At 32.2% G+C, this 17,414-nt stretch carries 15 protein-coding genes; 5 read left to right on the top strand and 10 right to left on the bottom strand.

Going from position 1 to position 17,414, the window contains the following annotated elements:
* Nucleotides 1-26 precede the first annotated feature (26 nt).
* Nucleotides 27-1,784 (bottom strand): ABC transporter ATP-binding protein, encoded by a 1,758-nt coding sequence (locus C3L50_RS03825; protein ID WP_103804821.1) that lies wholly within the window; start codon nt 1,782-1,784, stop codon nt 27-29.
* 90 nt (nt 1,785-1,874) lie between these two features.
* Nucleotides 1,875-2,612, bottom strand: a complete 738-nt coding sequence (truA, locus tag C3L50_RS03820; protein WP_103804820.1) for a tRNA pseudouridine(38-40) synthase TruA — start codon at nt 2,610-2,612, stop codon at nt 1,875-1,877.
* Between the two features lie 230 nt (nt 2,613-2,842).
* Between truA and C3L50_RS03815 the strand changes: the two genes are divergently transcribed.
* Complete coding sequence (locus C3L50_RS03815; protein WP_103804819.1) at nt 2,843-3,337, top strand: metallophosphoesterase family protein; 495 nt, start codon at nt 2,843-2,845, stop codon at nt 3,335-3,337.
* Nucleotides 3,338-3,469: 132 nt separating this feature from the next.
* Here the strand turns inward: C3L50_RS03815 and C3L50_RS03810 are convergent, their stop codons facing one another.
* A complete protein-coding gene (locus tag C3L50_RS03810) occupies nt 3,470-3,883 on the bottom strand; it encodes a DUF4293 domain-containing protein (RefSeq protein ID WP_103804818.1) in 414 nt (137 codons plus the stop codon).
* 179 nt (nt 3,884-4,062) lie between these two features.
* Here C3L50_RS03810 and rho point away from each other — a divergent pair, with 179 nt between their 5' ends.
* Entirely contained in the window at nt 4,063-5,853 is a 1,791-nt protein-coding gene (gene rho / locus C3L50_RS03805) for a transcription termination factor Rho (RefSeq protein WP_103804817.1), read from the top strand.
* Nucleotides 5,854-5,994: 141 nt separating this feature from the next.
* Here rho and C3L50_RS03800 read toward each other — a convergent pair whose 3' ends face one another.
* From C3L50_RS03800 to C3L50_RS03790, 3 genes are all read right to left on the bottom strand, one after another.
* On the bottom strand, nt 5,995-7,965 hold the full coding sequence (locus C3L50_RS03800) for a DUF3857 domain-containing protein (protein ID WP_103804816.1): 1,971 nt from the start codon (nt 7,963-7,965) through the stop codon (nt 5,995-5,997).
* On the bottom strand, nt 7,965-9,878 hold the full coding sequence (locus C3L50_RS03795) for a DUF3857 domain-containing protein (RefSeq protein ID WP_103804815.1): 1,914 nt from the start codon (nt 9,876-9,878) through the stop codon (nt 7,965-7,967). Before C3L50_RS03795 ends, C3L50_RS03800 begins: the two co-directional genes overlap by 1 nt.
* 64 nt (nt 9,879-9,942) lie before the next feature.
* Nucleotides 9,943-10,386, bottom strand: coding sequence for a DUF4268 domain-containing protein (locus C3L50_RS03790; protein WP_103804814.1), 444 nt, complete (start codon nt 10,384-10,386; stop codon nt 9,943-9,945).
* 142 nt (nt 10,387-10,528) lie between these two features.
* Between C3L50_RS03790 and C3L50_RS03785 the strand changes: the two genes are divergently transcribed.
* Complete coding sequence (locus C3L50_RS03785) at nt 10,529-11,167, top strand: NUDIX hydrolase (RefSeq protein ID WP_103804813.1); 639 nt, start codon at nt 10,529-10,531, stop codon at nt 11,165-11,167.
* A gap of 53 nt (nt 11,168-11,220) precedes the next feature.
* Nucleotides 11,221-12,030 (top strand): lysophospholipid acyltransferase family protein, encoded by an 810-nt coding sequence (locus tag C3L50_RS03780; protein ID WP_103804812.1) that lies wholly within the window; start codon nt 11,221-11,223, stop codon nt 12,028-12,030.
* A 14-nt stretch (nt 12,031-12,044) separates the two neighbouring features.
* Here the strand turns inward: C3L50_RS03780 and C3L50_RS03775 are convergent, their stop codons facing one another.
* From C3L50_RS03775 to C3L50_RS03765, 3 genes are all read right to left on the bottom strand, one after another.
* Nucleotides 12,045-12,647 (bottom strand): hypothetical protein, encoded by a 603-nt coding sequence (locus C3L50_RS03775; protein WP_103804811.1) that lies wholly within the window; start codon nt 12,645-12,647, stop codon nt 12,045-12,047.
* Nucleotides 12,648-12,652: 5 nt separating this feature from the next.
* Nucleotides 12,653-13,147 carry an RNA polymerase sigma factor gene (locus C3L50_RS03770; protein ID WP_103804810.1) on the bottom strand — a complete coding sequence of 165 codons (495 nt, stop codon included), beginning with the start codon at nt 13,145-13,147 and terminating at the stop codon, nt 12,653-12,655.
* Between the two features lie 159 nt (nt 13,148-13,306).
* A complete protein-coding gene (locus C3L50_RS03765; protein ID WP_103804809.1) occupies nt 13,307-14,368 on the bottom strand; it encodes a DUF3810 domain-containing protein in 1,062 nt (353 codons plus the stop codon).
* A gap of 108 nt (nt 14,369-14,476) precedes the next feature.
* Here C3L50_RS03765 and C3L50_RS03760 point away from each other — a divergent pair, with 108 nt between their 5' ends.
* Nucleotides 14,477-15,937 (top strand): aminoacyl-histidine dipeptidase, encoded by a 1,461-nt coding sequence (locus tag C3L50_RS03760; RefSeq protein WP_103804808.1) that lies wholly within the window; start codon nt 14,477-14,479, stop codon nt 15,935-15,937.
* Between the two features lie 652 nt (nt 15,938-16,589).
* On the opposite strand, the gene C3L50_RS03750 is transcribed toward C3L50_RS03760, so the two are convergent.
* Nucleotides 16,590-17,285, bottom strand: a complete 696-nt coding sequence (locus tag C3L50_RS03750; protein WP_103804806.1) for a hypothetical protein — start codon at nt 17,283-17,285, stop codon at nt 16,590-16,592.
* Nucleotides 17,286-17,414: the final 129 nt, after the last annotated feature.

Below are 17,414 nucleotides of genomic sequence, written 5' to 3'. Positions count from 1 at the left end.
TACTTGGAAGATTTAAGTATATAAATTTAATTGTCGTCTGTTACAAACTGCGAATCATATAAATTTTTGTAATAACCACCTGTTTTTTCTACTAATTCTTGATGGGTTCCTTGTTCTACAATTAACCCTTTGTCCATCACTACAATTTTATCGGCTTTAAGAATAGTGACCAATCGGTGGGCGATAACGATAGAAGTCCTTCCTTTTGTAATGGTTTCAGTAGCTTTTTGAATCAATTCTTCCGAATAGGTATCGATTGAAGAAGTGGCTTCGTCTAATATTAAAATACTCGGATTACTCACATAGGCACGAAGAAAAGCAATCAGTTGGCGTTGGCCAGAAGATAGCATTACTCCGCGTTCTTTTACATCAAAATCATAATTATCGGGCAAACTCATAATGAATTTGTGAACGCCAATTTTTTTGGCTGCTGCCAAAACTTGTTCCCGAGAAATATCAGGATTATTAAGCGTTATGTTGTTGAAAATGGTATCGGCAAAAAGAAAAACATCCTGTAAAACTACTGCAATTTGCTTGCGCAATGAACCTAAAGTATAGTTTTCGATGTTGTGATCGTCAATGCAAATCGTTCCGCTATTGATTTCATAAAAACGATTTAATAAGTTAATAATTGTCGATTTTCCAGCTCCAGTTGCTCCAACAATGGCTATAGTTTGTCCTGCTTTTACATCTAAATCAATACCTTTTATTACTTCTTCATTAGCAATGTAACCAAAATGAACCTCTTTGAATTGAATATTTCCTTTAAAAACAGGAGCTTCAACAGTTCCTGTATCTTGGATTTGGTCTTGAGTATCGAGAATATCAAAAACACGATTGGCAGCAATCATTCCCAATTGCATTTCGTTGAATTTATCCGCAATTTGACGTAAAGGATTGAATAACATTGCAATAAACATCGTGTAAGCCGTCATTTGACCTAGGGTAGTAAATGTGCTTCCATTTAGTATTTGAATTCCACCATATAAAACAATAAAAGCAAGTGTTAAGGATGAAATAATATCGGCAATTGGAAAGAAAATAGAGTTGTATAATATGGTTTTAATCCAAGCTTTGTTGTGTTTTTGATTGATAGCCTTGAATTTTTCGAATTCAATATCTTCTCGATTAAAGAGTTGAACGATTTTCATTCCGGTAACTCTTTCTTGTACAAAAGTGTTAAGATTGGCAATTTGTGTTCTCACTTCTTCAAAAGCAACTTGCATTTTCCTTTGAAAAATTCGGGTGAAGAAAACTAATATTGGCATGGCTATAACTACAATAAACGAAAGTTGCCAATTCATCCAAAACATGATCAATAAACAAACCGCCATTTTCATCAAATCACTAGCAATCATAAATAATCCTTGACTGAAAATGCGAGCAATAGCTTCGATATCTGAAACAGAACGTGTCACAAGTTGTCCAACCGGAACATTGTCAAAATATTTCATTTTGAAACTCAGAATGTGTTTGAACATTTTATTTCGAATGTCTTTCACAATATCTTGTCCAAGCCAGTTAGCCCAATAAACAAAGAAAAATTGAGATACAACTTCTAATATTAGTGTAACTCCCATCAAAGTTACATACATCAATAAACCATAAGTGTCTTTAGGTTTGATGTAAGTATCAACAGTTCCCTGCAAAATGAAAGGGCGTACTGCTGCAAAAACGGATAAGAAAATAGCAAAGAAAATCACTCCATTAAATCGGAATTGATAAGGTTTGGTATATTTTAATATTCTTTTGAATAATCTTGTATCGAATGCTTTTGCTTTCATATATTTTTTAGGAGCTGTTTCCCGCTATTCGTTGCAATCTTTTTTGTTTTTGGCAGCAAAAACAAAAAAGGATTTTCACTGCTATCGGGGCTATTTTAGGTAATCATAAGTAACTTGAGTCAAATATAAACCGTGTGCTGGCACAGAAAATCCTGCCTTCTCGCGACTTTTACTTTCTATAATTGAGTTAAAATCTTCTAATGTAATTTTGTGCAAACCTACATAAATTAAAGTTCCTACAATAGAGCGAACCATATTTCTCAAAAAACGATTGGCCGAAATGGTGAATATAATTTGGTTATTTTCTTGCTTCCAATAGGCTTCAAAAATAGTACAGTCAAAAGTATTTACATCGGTATTTACTTTAGAAAAACATTGAAAATCAATATGGTTGAATAATAATTTCGAAGCTTGGTTCATTATGTCCAAATCCAATTTTTGGTGGAAATACCAACTTCCATCTTGCAAAAAAGCATCTTTAAAAGTATTGATATGGTATTCATATGTTCGTTTTATAGCATCAAAACGAGAATGAGCTTCATCGTGAACCAGAATAACATCATAAATTACAATGTCTTTGGGTAAATAGGAATTGAGTTTGTGAACTAAACTCGAGGAATCAATTGGGTTTTCAAAATCAAAATGAGCATACATTTCTTTGGCGTGAACACCAGTGTCTGTGCGGCCTGCTCCCATAAGGCTTATTTCGTTGTTCAAAATGACCGAAATGGCTTTGTTCAAAGTTTCTTGTACCGATGATGCATTGGGTTGACATTGCCATCCGTGATAATGGGTTCCGTTGTAAGCTAGTTTTATAAAATACCTCAAAGTTAGTATGCAGTATTCAGTGTTCAGTATTTAGTCAATAATGCCGAAAAAGTGATCAGTGAATGAGTTAATATCGGCAAATTTACAAAGATTTAAGTTGATTATACTTTTAAAATTTTCCCAAAACTAACACAACGACAAAGTAAATTAAAAACAGTTAATTTTTCTCCCGAAGCTTCGGGATGAAATTATAACTTTGCATCATTGCGATTTTACTGTTAAAAACAAATATGAAAAAAATTCTCCTGCTTTCAGACACACACAGTCATATCGACGATACCATTTTGAAATATGTAGAACAAGCCGATGAAGTTTGGCACGCTGGTGATATTGGCGATTTAGTGGTGACCGATACAATAAAAAAAATCAAACCTTTGCGAGGAGTTTATGGTAATATTGATGACGACAAAGCCCGAATGGAATTTTCGTTGCACAATCGATTTATGTGCGAAGGTGTAGATGTTTGGATTACACATATCGGCGGTTACCCCGGAAAATACAATGCTAGTATTAAAGCTGAAATAATGACGAATCCTCCAAAATTATTTATTTGCGGGCATTCTCATATCTTGAAAGTGATGTTTGACAAGAAAAACAATCTCTTGCATATGAATCCTGGAGCTGTAGGAAAAAGTGGTTTTCACCAAGTCAGAACAATGCTTCGGTTTGTTATTGATGGCGATAAAATTAAGGATTTGGAGATTGTTGAAATAGGGAAGAAGTAAGATTACCGCAAATTTGCAAGTTATAAATATTGAATATTCTGCCAATCAGCGGTTGAAAAAAAATCTAACCACAAAAAAACCCGAACTATTACATTCGGGTTTCCTTCGCACTAATAAACTAAGTTTATAGGATTATCTCAGACGGTCCACAGATTTTACAAGATCTTCATCCTTTTTGATGGCCTTGTTGGCTAAAACCAACAACACGATAGCAACAATAGGTAGAAACATCCCAATACCTTTCTCAGAAACAGCTAGTGTTTCTCCAGATACATTTAGTGAACGATATACAAACAAGCCTAATAAAATTAAATTTAAAATTATATTCAATCTGCCTAAAACAAATTGATTTTGTCTTTTTTTATAGGAAACAATACTCACAATCGTAAGTGTTGTGCTCAATCCAAGTAATACAACATATACTTGATTTTGCATAAATAGGTAGTCTTTGCCATCACTCATTGTCCAAAGCGGCAAGAAGAAGGGTAAAACTCCAGTTGCAACAAAGGCTAGAAGTAAATAAATGGTCTGAATTCTTTGTAACATTGTCTTAAATTGTTTGACAAAAATATATTTTCTTTTTAATAAATACTATTGTAGATTAAAATTTATTCGTAATATTGCATAACAAATCCGTAAGTACTTCATTCTTCGGCCAATTCAAAATCAAATTTTACTACACACTTTTATAGTATTCCCCAATTATTTAAACTCATAGAACATTTATGTTTGACATTTCTGCATTAAAAGAAATGAAGCTTTCTGAGCTTCAAGAAATAGCTAAAGCGGCTAAAACAATAAAATTTAATGGTGTAAAAAAAGAGGTATTAATCAATCAAATTTTAGAACTTCAAGCTAAAACTACAGATTCAAATTCAGGAAGTAAGCCAGCTGAACCTAAAGAAGAAGTTGAAAAACCTAAACGCACTCGAATTATAGCTCCCAAAAAAGTTGCCATCCAAAAGAATGCTACAAATTCACTTTTTGCTGAAGAGGAAATAGCGATTGAACCAAAAGTTGAACCCGTTAAAAATGAAATTTCGGTTGAAGTAAATCCAATTGAAAAGAAAGCAAGTAAAGTGATTAAATTTAATAAATCAGCTTACGAAAAGAAAGTTGCTTTGCAAAAGCAAAAAGAAGAAGCAAAATTAGCTAGTGTAGGAAGCGAATCAAACGAAGTTAGTCAAGCAAATTTAGAAGCAGAAACTGCCGAAAATAATGAGATTGAAATTCCTTCAAAAAAAATAAATCCTAACCAACTCAATAAGCAAAAAAACAACCAAAATCCAAATCAAAATGCAAATCCAAATCAAAATGGAAATGCAAATCAAAATGGAAACGGAAATGCAAATCCAAATTTCAAAAACAAGAAAAACAACTTTAGAGATTCTGATTTTGAATTTGATGGAATTATAGAAAGCGAAGGCGTTTTGGAAATGATGCCTGATGGGTATGGATTTCTTCGATCTTCAGATTATAATTATTTGGCTTCACCAGATGATATTTATTTATCGACATCCCAAATTAGATTATTTGGACTTAAAACCGGAGATACCGTAAAAGGAGTTGTGCGTCCTCCAAAAGAGGGTGAAAAATTCTTTCCATTAGTTCGTGTTTTAAAAATTAATGGACACGACCCACAAGTAGTTCGTGATAGAGTATCATTCGAACATTTAACTCCTGTTTTTCCTTCTGAAAAATTCAAATTAGCTGAAAGACAAAGTACCATTTCTACCCGAATTATCGATTTATTTTCTCCAATTGGAAAAGGTCAACGTGGTATGATTGTAGCACAGCCTAAAACTGGTAAAACGATGTTGCTAAAAGATATTGCCAACGCCATCGCAGCCAATCATCCTGAAGTGTATTTGATTGTTTTATTGATTGACGAACGTCCAGAAGAGGTGACTGATATGATTAGAAGTGTTCGCGGTGAAGTAATTGCTTCGACTTTTGACAGAGAACCACAAGAACACGTGAAAATTGCTAATATCGTTCTCGAAAAATCAAAACGATTGGTTGAATGTGGTCATGATGTAGTGATTTTATTGGATTCGATTACCCGTTTGGCAAGAGCTTACAATACAGTTCAACCTGCGTCTGGTAAGGTTTTGAGTGGAGGTGTAGATGCGAATGCGTTACAGAAACCAAAACGATTTTTTGGAGCCGCTAGAAATGTTGAAAATGGCGGTTCTTTGAGTATTATCGCCACAGCTTTGACCGAAACAGGTTCCAAAATGGATGAAGTTATTTTTGAAGAATTCAAAGGAACGGGTAATATGGAATTGCAATTGGATCGTAAAATTGCCAACAAACGTATTTTCCCAGCCATTGATTTAACCTCTTCAAGCACCAGACGTGATGATTTATTGTTAGATGCAAAAACGCTTCAAAGAATGTGGATTATGAGAAAATATCTTTCAGACATGAACCCAGTAGAAGCAATGGATTTTATCAACGATCGTTTCAAGAAAACTAGAAATAACGAAGAGTTTTTGATTTCGATGAATGATTAATTTAAAATGAAAAATCACCAATCATTTTTTAGTACATTATCTTAAAAATACATCCCAAAAAAAGACCGCAAATTCGCAAGTTCCAGATTGAATCTGAAAATAATATGCGAATTTGCGGTCTGATTTTTTTAGACTACTTGTTTATTTTGTAACGATAATCACAATTTTATTAAAATCGGCTGCTGCATTGATTACTGCTTTGTAATCGTCAAATTGGTTTAAAGGATAATTGACAATGTTGTAAAATTCATTGTTTTCGATTAAAATTTCATCACCAGTTTTAGTGTATTTACTGTTGAAACCAGCTTCAGTTTTGCCATTTACTTGGGTTTTATAATCCATTACAAATTTATCTAGATTTTTTACCGAAGCCCCTTTTGGCAATATGATTTTGATATTTCGGGTATAAAGATGTGGATAGTCAATTTCTACGGGCAATGTTCTTTTGTTTTCTTGGTAGAATTCCATTTGTTTTCCGATGGTTTCACCAACTGAAAACAAGTAATTTTCACCCGCTTTTTTGGTCAATTCTTTTCCGTCGAACGTTACATTTAACACAAACGATTTTTTGCCAATAAATTCTATTCCATCATTTTCTGTGGTAAGAGTTTTGTATTCTGTTTCTACCGTATAATTTTCGGCAATGCTTTTCAAAACCGCTTTATATTGATCAGCCGAAGCAAAATCTTTTATGGGTTGAAAATTCAAACCTGAATAACCACCAAAAGTTAGATTGCTTGTAATTAATGGATTTTCAATATCTTGAGTAAAATCGATGGTGATATTCATTATATCGTGAGAGATGTCATTTCCTGGAATTTCTATAAAATTAATTTCACCAATTCCCATTTTTACTCCTCCAAACGTTTTTTCTTTGATGAATAAACCGTTGTTATTGGCGATAGTATTGGGAAAAAGCGGAATTCGATATTCAATTTCTGTTGGTGTTAAATATTTTTTGATGGTTGGAAAATAGAACAAAAGTTCGTTTAGATTTTCAAAACTTTCAAAGTCTTTATCAAATGGAATTTTATACCTATTTGAAGTGAAAACCATATTATTTTCAATAGAAAAGTATTTGAAAACAGCCGAATAAAATTTTAGTATGTCAGATTGATTGGCTTGTTTGGTTACAATTACATCCGATAGATTTTCTTTAGAATCGATATATCTATCATAGCCAATGGTTTTTTTGATTTTGTTTTCGATGTTCCAAATTTGCTCTTGTTCATCATTCGATTTTGGAATTGTAGCACAAAAATCGTCGATTGCTTTTTGTTGTTTTTTGTCTAATTCTGGGTTAAGTCTTGTGTATAAATTATTAGAAAACTCCTTGAAATTATTTAAATTTCTACCGCCACTTAATAGATTTTCATCGAGTTTGTATCGGAATAATTTTAGCTGCAAAGCCCAATTTGAATATTGTTCATTATTGTCTAAAGCTGGAATGTCTTTTTCGATAATTGATAAAACGTTGGTGTTTTGAATCTTTTTTTCATCAATTGTAGGTTCACGTAATTTGTTATAGGATTTGGTTTTAAACACTAAGTAATTCGGATAAATTAATTCAAAATTCAAATCAGCAATTGGGTATTCGTCTTGCATTTTGATAGTTTGTCCAGTAAATTCTGGACTTTCTTCAAGGACATACAATTTTTCGATAATGGCGCCTTTTTCAAGTCCATTTACTGCAAAATAGGTGTATTTCATTCCTTTTTCTTGGTCAATATCTTCTTTGATATCTTTTTTATCCAAAAGAATAGTTGTGCCGTTTTTAAGAATTACTCGTGCTTTGTTGGCCAGTACACTTTCGTCTAGACTAAAGGGAATGTAAATTTTATTATTACGTTCGATAGCATCGTCTGAGTTGATGAAGATTTTTTCGTGAACCAAGTGATATTGTTTGGCTGTCTTTCCGACAATCACAAATTCAATTTTTTCAGTTCGATTTAGGATGACTTCGTTTTCGTTTTTGTATTTTTCAGGAACGCTAACTGTAGTTTCTTTTTCATTCCAATCATAGGATTTAAACGAATATTCTTGGGCTAAAAATGCCGATGAGTTGAACAATACAACTAGTGTAAAAATGATTTTTAATGGATTGATTTTCATTATTTTTCTAATAAAATTAGGGTTTCAGAGTAATTGTTTTTTAGTTCTTTTATGGTCTTATTCCAAAGCTCAAAATCAGATTTTGCAATCAATAATTTCTTTTGTTGCAGCTTGATTGACAATGTTATTTTATTGTTTTGATTTTGATAGGTGAAATTTGCTTTTACATAATCATTGTCCAAACTAAAATTTTTAGGAAGGTATTTTAAGCTGCAATTTTTAGGGATTTCTAATTCGTATTGGCTGTTTACAAATGTTAAATGCTCGAATTCAAATGGTGCAAATCGGTCTTTTTCGATGGTTAATTTTTCAAATGGTTTTTCCAAAAAAAGATTGATATAAATTTCCTTATCGGCTTTGACTATATAATTTTGCAAATCGAAATTGTAGTTTATTTGATAAGGTTTGTCTCTGTCAGTAAGATTTTCTTCGGAATATTCTTTGAGGTTAAATTTGTTATTGCCTTTAAGAACCAAACTTTTTATCATTTCGAATCTAGTTTTGTTCGTAGCATCTCCCATTCGAAGGGTAATATTACTGCGGCTATACCCTTTGAATTGTACTTTTCCAGAACCTACGAGTTTGTCTTTTTCGATACTTAATTTTACTTGTTCGTTTATTTCATTTGTTTCGGCAACTACAACAGGAACAGTTACAATTTTATAGTTTTCGCCTTCGCCAATCAAAGCTTCTTTTCCTTGAATGAAGGATGTTGGAATTCCATACAGTGTTTCTTTGTCAGTAGCATCCAGAAAGATATAATTGTCACCTTTTTTATACACAGCAATCATATGATTATCTACTGCTGGAGTTGGCATTTCGTTATAAGAATAAGGAATTTCACGTGTTCCAATCCACGAAAGAAATACGTCTTTTACATTGGCATATTTTGCCATTGTGGTAATTATGCTTGCCATATCCTTGCAATCGCCAAATTTTCGTTCACAAATTAGGCTGGCTTCTCTTGGAATAAAACCTTCATAACCATTCTCGAAAGCAATGTATTTGATGTTGTCTTTCACCCAATAAAAAATACTTTTAATTTTCTCTTCATCAGTGGTTAGATTTTCTATCAATTTGAGAGTAATCGCTTTTAAGTTTGCATCTTCTTTTTGGTTAATGTTCTTTGTAAAACCTTTGTAATAGGTATATAACTTGTCTATATCTCCTAAAACTTCCACTTTTTTGTTGTTTATGGTATAGTCTTTAATATACACATTTATGTGAGGAACTAGGTGTAAAAAACCTGGCGAATTCGATTCAAACTTTACTGGTTTAACCTCTTTTAGAGTCCATTGATAAATCCATTTTCCTTTTTTTTCGGTTTTTGAAAATTCGATTGAATTTGTTGGATCATTAAATATTTTGTAGCCAATATTGATGTTTTTGTCTGTTTTGATTTCTAAAACAGCGTTTTTTATGGGCAAATTGCTTCCGAAAACATATTTATGAAGCAAGAATGGATCTATAATTTCAGTTTGATAATGATATACTTTTTTGGCTCCAGCTTCTAGATTTGGAAAAATAAGTTGACGCACTTTCACATCATCATAAAACACCGAACTTTGTTCTGATTGCACTTCGTTGGTTTGGGTAACTTTAATTTTCTTTTCCTTGCCATTTTCTGTAACCACCGAATAGGCATCATAGCCCATAAGTTTGACTAATTCCGAATAACTGAAAGATTCTTTGTTGTTGATTATGCCGTTGTCAGTCATTATTAAAGATTCATATTGACTGTTTTCAATGACTTTTAATTTGTCGTTTTCTATTGAAAAATCATAGGCTTGCTGATCTTTTAGAATTAATTCATTAAAATCGGGATATTTTTTTTTGTAATCTTCCAACGAATTTTGGGCTAATGAAGTAAAGGTAAAAAGTACCACAAAAAAGACCCAATATATTTTTTTCATATGTATTATAATTTGCTCAAATATAGATTTTTTGTAAAAAGGAATGTAAGAATTTAAATAAATTTTAAGTATTTAATTCCAAATCTCGAATGTAATCTCCATATTCAAAATAAAACATTTCTAATGCATTCATTTTTTCGTAGAAAAAGTCGAATATTTCGTCCCAATACTTTCTATTGCTGACGCTTATACCTGTTTTTTCGACCCAAATTCTGCTTATAGTTTTGCCACTTTCGAGAGTAAAGTTTTTCTCAAAAACCAAATCTTTGACAAAATCATCTTCCAAAACGGTTTTTAAAGATTCTAATTTTTCAAAATAAACAATTCGTTTTTCGTCATTGCGATGTTCAATGTCTATTAGGACTTGTGCTTTTTTATTATCGACATAAAATTTAAACGAAAAATCCTTGATTTTTGTGTCATACAAAATCCATTTTCGGGGATATTTTTCGGCAAATTCTATCCAGAATTCTCGTTTTAATCGTTGCGATTCCTCTTTGCTATACATTACAGTTTAGGGTTTAAGAGTTTAATGGTTTATGTGTTTTGGCTTATTGATGTAGCCTTTGGAATTGCTTTTAAAATTTGTTTTTAGAAATTTTTGAATTATATTTATAACAGTTTCCAATTTACAAAAATAGGGTTTGATTATGGATTTTCAAGTTTTTTTAGAATATGTTCCCAAATTTTTAGAAGTAAATCTTCCTGCAAGTGAAGCTCATTTTAAAATGGCTCCTTTAGAACGGATAAAAACTTTGAAAAATATGAATTTTGACTCTATAAATCCCAAAAATGCAGCAGTGATGATGTTGTTTTATCCTAAAAATGGAAGAACTCATTTGGTACTCATCGTTCGAAATTCATATGAAGGAATTCATTCGGCTCAAATTGCTTTTCCAGGAGGGAAATTTGAACCCAAAGACCAAACCTATGTCAATACTGCTTTGCGAGAAACTCAAGAAGAAATTGGCATTCATCCTGAGCAAATCCAAATTATTATGCCTTTTACGAATTTGTACATTCAAGCCAGTAATTTTATGGTGTATCCTTTTTTAGGAATCAGCAAAGAAGAAATTGTTTTTATTCCAGATAGTAATGAAGTTGCTCAAATTATAGAATTGCCATTATCTGATTTTTTGAATGATAATTTAATTGTAAGTGCAATAATGACAACGTCTTACGCCAAAGATATTGAAATTCCTGCATACAAAATCAACGAGCATATCGTTTGGGGTGCTACAGCGATGATGCTGAGCGAGTTGAAAGAAGTCCTGAAAAAAGTGCTATAAATTATAAGTTTTTGTATGTTTGCCTTTCTAATTTATTTATTACACACTATTTTATGGCGCTATTTAAGAGAAATCCTTTTGGACATATTCTTGTTGTTAAAAGATTTTTAATACACGTTTTTGCGGTTTTAACTCACAGACGCTATCGTGGTTTTAATAGTTTGCAAATAGAAGGATCAGAAATAATTACCAAATTACCTGATGCGAATGTACTTTTTATATCCAATCATCAAACCTATTTTGCTGATGTGGTTGCCATGTTTCACGTTTTTAATGCCAGTTTGAGCGGTCGTCAAGATTCAATAAAAAATATTGGATACATTTGGAAACCCAAGTTGAATATTTATTATGTAGCTGCCAAAGAAACTATGCAAGCCGGATTATTACCCCGAATTTTAGCTTATATAGGAGCAATTACAGTAGAAAGAACTTGGCGTTCTTGTGGAAAAGACGTTACCGAAAAAAGAGATGTAAATCCTAATGATACCGAAAATATTAAAATCGCATTGAATGATGGTTGGGTAATTACTTTTCCGCAAGGCACCACAAAATCATTTAAACCCGTTCGAAAAGGAACTGCACATATCATCAAACAGCATCGACCAATTGTAGTTCCCATTGTGATTGACGGTTTCCGACGTTCGTTTGATAAAAAAGGATTGCGAATGAAAAAGAAAGACATTCTTCAATCTTTCATCATCAAACCACCAATGGAAATTGATTATGACAACGATACCATCGAACAAATTGTTGAAAAAATTGAGTATGCTATCGAGCAACATCCTTCCTTTTTGAAAGTAATTCCTGCCGAAGAATTAAAAGCAGCTGAGGAATTGAACAAATTAAGACAATGGGATTATTAAAAAGAAATTCCGAATTATAGATCTATTTTTTTTAATTCGGTATAATTATCTTTAAGTTTGCGTAGGAAACTGCCATATAATAGTTTGTAAAACAACCAGATAAAGCCCATTATCAATGCAGCCATAATAATTATTGTAAGGCAATTTGTGGCTAAAACAGCGTTATCTCCTCCTCCAGATTTAAAACCTTCGTTGAAACCTTCAATTCCACTCAAAGCTCCTGTAATTCCGCCTATAAAAATGTTCCAGTAAATATAGTAAGTAACAATTTTTCTGGTTTTTAGGATGTGTTTTATCAATGTTTTTGAAGAATTCAAGACCGAAATGTTTTTGAAATTTCTATAAAACAAATAGATAAAAGCTACAATTACAACATAATTAAATTTCTCTAAATAATTGATATAAGGGTGATTGCTTATAAATTCATCGTATTTTGGATCATTGAGTAATAATGAAATACCATTTATTACTACAAATTCTATAAGGCTCACAATCAAAATCCACTTCACAATCGAAGACGATTTTTGGTGCAACATCTTATAAATTTCTACTTCAGAAACCTGTTCGAAGGCATCGTTTTTGTGCCAATCTCTTTTTAATAAATCCAGCTCTTTCATATTTTTTATGGATTTAGTATTTTTTTTAATTTCCCTTTAATTCTATTCATTTTCACCCTTGCATTCACTTCGCTAATTCCCAAAGTTTCTGAAATTTCTTGATAATCCTTATCTTCAAGATACATAAAAATCAAAGCCTTTTCAATGTCATTCAGTTGGTAAACTGCTTTGTACATTAATTTTAATCGTTCTTCTTCTTCATAATTATAATCTTCATTGCTAATAAAATATTGTTGAGTTTCATAATCTACCGTTTTGACTGAGCGAGTGCTTTTTCGGTATAAAGTAATGGCCGTATTCAAGGCGACTCGATAGGCCCAAGTCGAAAATTTGCTGTCGCCACGAAACTTCGGAAAGGCTTTCCACAACTGAATCGTGATTTCCTGAAACAAATCCTTATGCGCATCCTCACCATTCGTATATAACCTACAAATCTTGTGGATTATATTCTGATTGGTCTTCAATTGAAGCACAAAAGATTGTTGTAAATCGTCGCTCATATTTAAGTTAGTGGTCAAAAAGAAGATTTTGTTACAAATTTAATGCGTTAAATCAGGTGTTCAAGATTTGAACATATATTCAAATCCTGAAGTTAATTACAAGTTAGTTGATAAACGAAAAAATATCCGCTTAAATCTGTGTCATTAGCGTTCCATCTTTTATAATTTCTTTCCTTTATAATAATTCACCATCAAATTCACAAATTTGCTATAACTATCCATTCCGTCTTTTTGCTGGTTTATTTTCAAGAAATTGTCATAGAAAATATGAAAACCAGTTTCGATTGGTGTTTCATATTGTTTCCAAAAATCTTCGTTTTCCTGATAGTTTTTCAAAATTCCGGGATGAATCGTTTTCAATAATTGATCATACACTTTTTCGTCTCGAACATACCAATTGCCCAAACAATAACGCAAAGCATTGCTATATCCCGAATATTGAATGTATAAATTTTCGTTTTTCACAGATGCCAGAAATCCGATGAAATTGCATTCACTTTCGCTGGCAAATCCCATTTGGTGTGCCATTTCGTGGTTTGTTGTCATAGGAAAACCATACATTGGTCCCAAATAATTGACTTGAGCTTCATTGGTAAACGGGTTTAAATAACCGCCAAAACCCATATAAGTCAATGGCAAACTAAAAAGTGATTTCTTGATACTAGGATTAGTATATTCAAAAAAGTGGTATTCGTTTGAAAGCGTTTTATATCCATTCAAATTCATCTCAAAAACTTGTTTTTGCGAATAAGGAAAAACTACTTTCTTGCTATCATTTTTGGTAATCTGACTTTGAATTTGATTGGTTTTGGCAATCAGTTTTTTAGTAAAATCGAATAAATCAGCATTGTTATAATCTCTTTCGATTTGCATTTTTTCGAACAGCGGTTGACGGTAATAATTCAAAGCCCACAACAAATGAAACAGAAAATACGCAACCGAAAGGACATTCAAAACTTTTAAAAGATTATTTTTCCATTCTGTTTTCCAAGTTTTTCTTGCTTTCCAAATCGACTTTAAAAGATAAAAAATCAGAATTCCATACATAATATCTCCGACAGAAAAAGGTATTATCCCTAAAACTATCCGTGAAAATTTCGAAATCAAAACATACAAACCATTGCTGTAAAAGCGTTCTACCCATCCAGGAAAAAAGGCAATTATTTTCAGAAATAGAATTTGAATTAGGAGGAATAGGGGAAGGATGTATTTGCGTTGCACTGAAAATATTTTGAATGTAAATATAATTACAATATCAATTAGTATTCAAAAAGTTTTTAATATTTGTAACTTTGAGCTTTGTAAATGTTAAACCTCACACAAAAATAAATGAGCCAAGAAATTAGAAACCTAGAACCCAAAGCACTTTGGAACAAATTTGCCGATTTGAACGCCGTTCCTCGTCCATCAAAAAAAGAAGAACGAGTAATCGAGTTTATGAAAAACTTTGGAAATTCATTGGGATTAGAAACCTTTGAAGACGAAATCCGAAACGTGATTATCCGCAAACCTGCCACTGCTGGAATGGAAAATCGTAAAACCGTTGTGCTGCAAGGCCATTTGGATATGGTACATCAAAAAAATGCCGACACTGTTTTTGATTTCGATAAACAAGGAATTGATATGTATGTCGATGGCGACTGGGTTCGTGCTCGCGGAACCACACTTGGAGCAGATAATGGTCTTGGAGTGGCGATGATTATGGCAATTTTAGAATCTAAAGAAATTGCACATCCTGCCATTGAAGCTTTGTTTACCATTGATGAAGAAACTGGAATGACAGGCGCTTTGAACCTAAAAGGTGGCATCCTGAAAGGAGAAATTCTTTTGAATATGGATACTGAAGAAGACGATGAAATTGACATTGGTTGTGCTGGAGGAATTGATGTTACAGCAACCAGAAGTTACTACGAAGAAGAAACTCCCGAAGGTTCTGTTGGTTATACCATTACTGTTAAGGGCCTGAATGGAGGACATTCTGGAATGGATATTCACAAAGGTTTGGGTAATGCCAATAAAATAATGAATCGTTTGTTGTTCGACGCTTTCGAAAATTTTGGCCTACAAGTTGCTGAAATCAACGGAGGAAGTTTACGCAATGCCATTCCGAGAGAAAGTGTAGCCAAAGTAATTGTTGCCGGAATGTATGATGAAGCCTATGTTTTTGATATGCAAGAAATTATCAACGACATCAAAAACGAATTCAAAACCACTGAACCTAATTTAAGTATAGAAATAGTAAAAAGCGATTTGCCTAAAAAAGTAATGGATTTGGGCGTTCAGGAAGGGATTCTTCGTTCGATTTATGCCGCTCACAATGGTGTTTACAGAATGTCGGCCGATATGGAAGATTTGGTAGAGACTTCGAATAATGTGGCTCGCGTTATCATCAAAGATGGTGAAATTTCTATTAGCTGTTTGACGCGTTCTTCGGTGGAAACTTCCAAGTTTGATTTGGCAAATGCTTTGCGTTCTGCTTTTGAATTATGCGGTTGCGAAGTGAATTTGTCGGGTTCTTATCCGGGTTGGACACCCAATGTAAAATCTGAAATCTTAGATTTACTGGTTAAAATCTATGAAAAACAAAATAACGAAAAACCAAAAGTGGTGGCTTGTCACGCTGGTTTAGAATGTGGAATTTTAGGAACGAATTATCCTGATATGGATATGATTTCTTTTGGACCAACGATTCAAGGAGCCCATTCACCAGACGAAAGAGCTTCGATTCAATCTTCTCAAAAATTCTGGAAATTTGTATTGAAAATTCTGGAAAATATACCTTTGAAATAGTGTTCAGAAAAAAAATAGTGTTCAGTACTAAAACTGAACACTATGTACTGAACACTGATTACTAAAAACTAGTCTCTTTTAGGACTGTTTTTCTTTTCTCTTTTTTCCTCTTTTTTCTCCTTAGCGGTTTTAAGAGGTTCTTTTTTTACGTTTTTCTTTGCGTCTTGACTTTTTGCCATAATAGGTATATTTAAAGGTTAACTTTTCTGTTTTTTAATAGAGTAAATATAAAGAAAATTCTTTTGAAGAAAAAGATTTCAGGCATTTTTCATGCTTTGGATTATACCAATAGTAAGATACTATTTTTCTGTCTCATTGAGCGCAGTCGAGATGAAATAATGGTTCTCGACTGCGCTCGAACTGACAAAGATGGAGCTACTATAATACTAGAAATTCTTTCTTTATTCTACCCAGATTTATAAAAAAAAATCCCCAACTACTTTCGTAATTGAGGAATTTCTATTTTCTATTTGGTCTGCAAACAGAATATTATTTATTTAGTGAACGACAACTTTTTTATTGAACACTTCATAGAAAAGCTAGGTAGAACACTGTAACTTGTCTTTTGTTTAAGTTACTTGATACAATCTAATATTATGTAACGAAGAGAAAACGAGTTCCATTTTGAAAATTTTATGGTTTAACTAGCAGATTACATTACAAATGATCCTAAATTAGTGCCAGATATTTCATCAAAATTTTGCTTAGATAAAATTATTTCAAGTTCTTCTTTTGATAATTTATTTAGTTCTTCTAAATCTTCCATTGAAATGCCTTTAAAACTTCTACCTATTATTCCAGTAGCAGAACCCCAAAATTGTCCATCTGAAACATCTCCATCAAATTCGATATCTATAATGTTAGATTTATCAAATGCAATTTCTTCTAATTCTTTTTTTGTTTTAGTAATTACAAAGAAATTTTCTTTATCAAGTTTTAATTCTTTTATATTTAGTCTCCATTCCCTCAGCCAACTAAAGTCTCTTATTTTTGGGTTATGTTCTTCAAACCGCCATTGAGATGTAGGTAAAAGTTCTTTTTTATCATTAGAACTTCCATAGACAACAGTTCGGCCGCCCAAATTAAAAAAATAATCTTTTTTCACGGCAATTCCATATGGTGAATACATTGGATCGGGATATTCCTCAAATATTTTAAACATTCCGATAAGTAAAGTTATTGGTGATTCTGTGAAGCAAAGAAACCCTTTTTCTTCAATGTCTTTTAGAGAATTATTATCTATTATTTTATGTAATGTTTCTCTAGCATTATTTCTTTTTGTGAAATGAAAAAGATAATCAGAAATGTCTTCACGTGATTTAATTATTTTAAGTAATGTAGAATTCATAAGATTAGTTTTTGGTAATAATTTATAACTTATTAAAACTACTAGAGTTATTGAATTTATGATGTTTAATTTTTTTTAATTTTAGAAATGATGATTTCGTTGATAATACACGATAAAAAAATGTACATA

The sequence above is a fragment of the Flavobacterium alvei genome (assembly GCF_002920895.1).
Lineage (GTDB): Bacteria > Bacteroidota > Bacteroidia > Flavobacteriales > Flavobacteriaceae > Flavobacterium > Flavobacterium alvei.
This window is presented reverse-complemented; position numbering and strand designations above follow the sequence as displayed.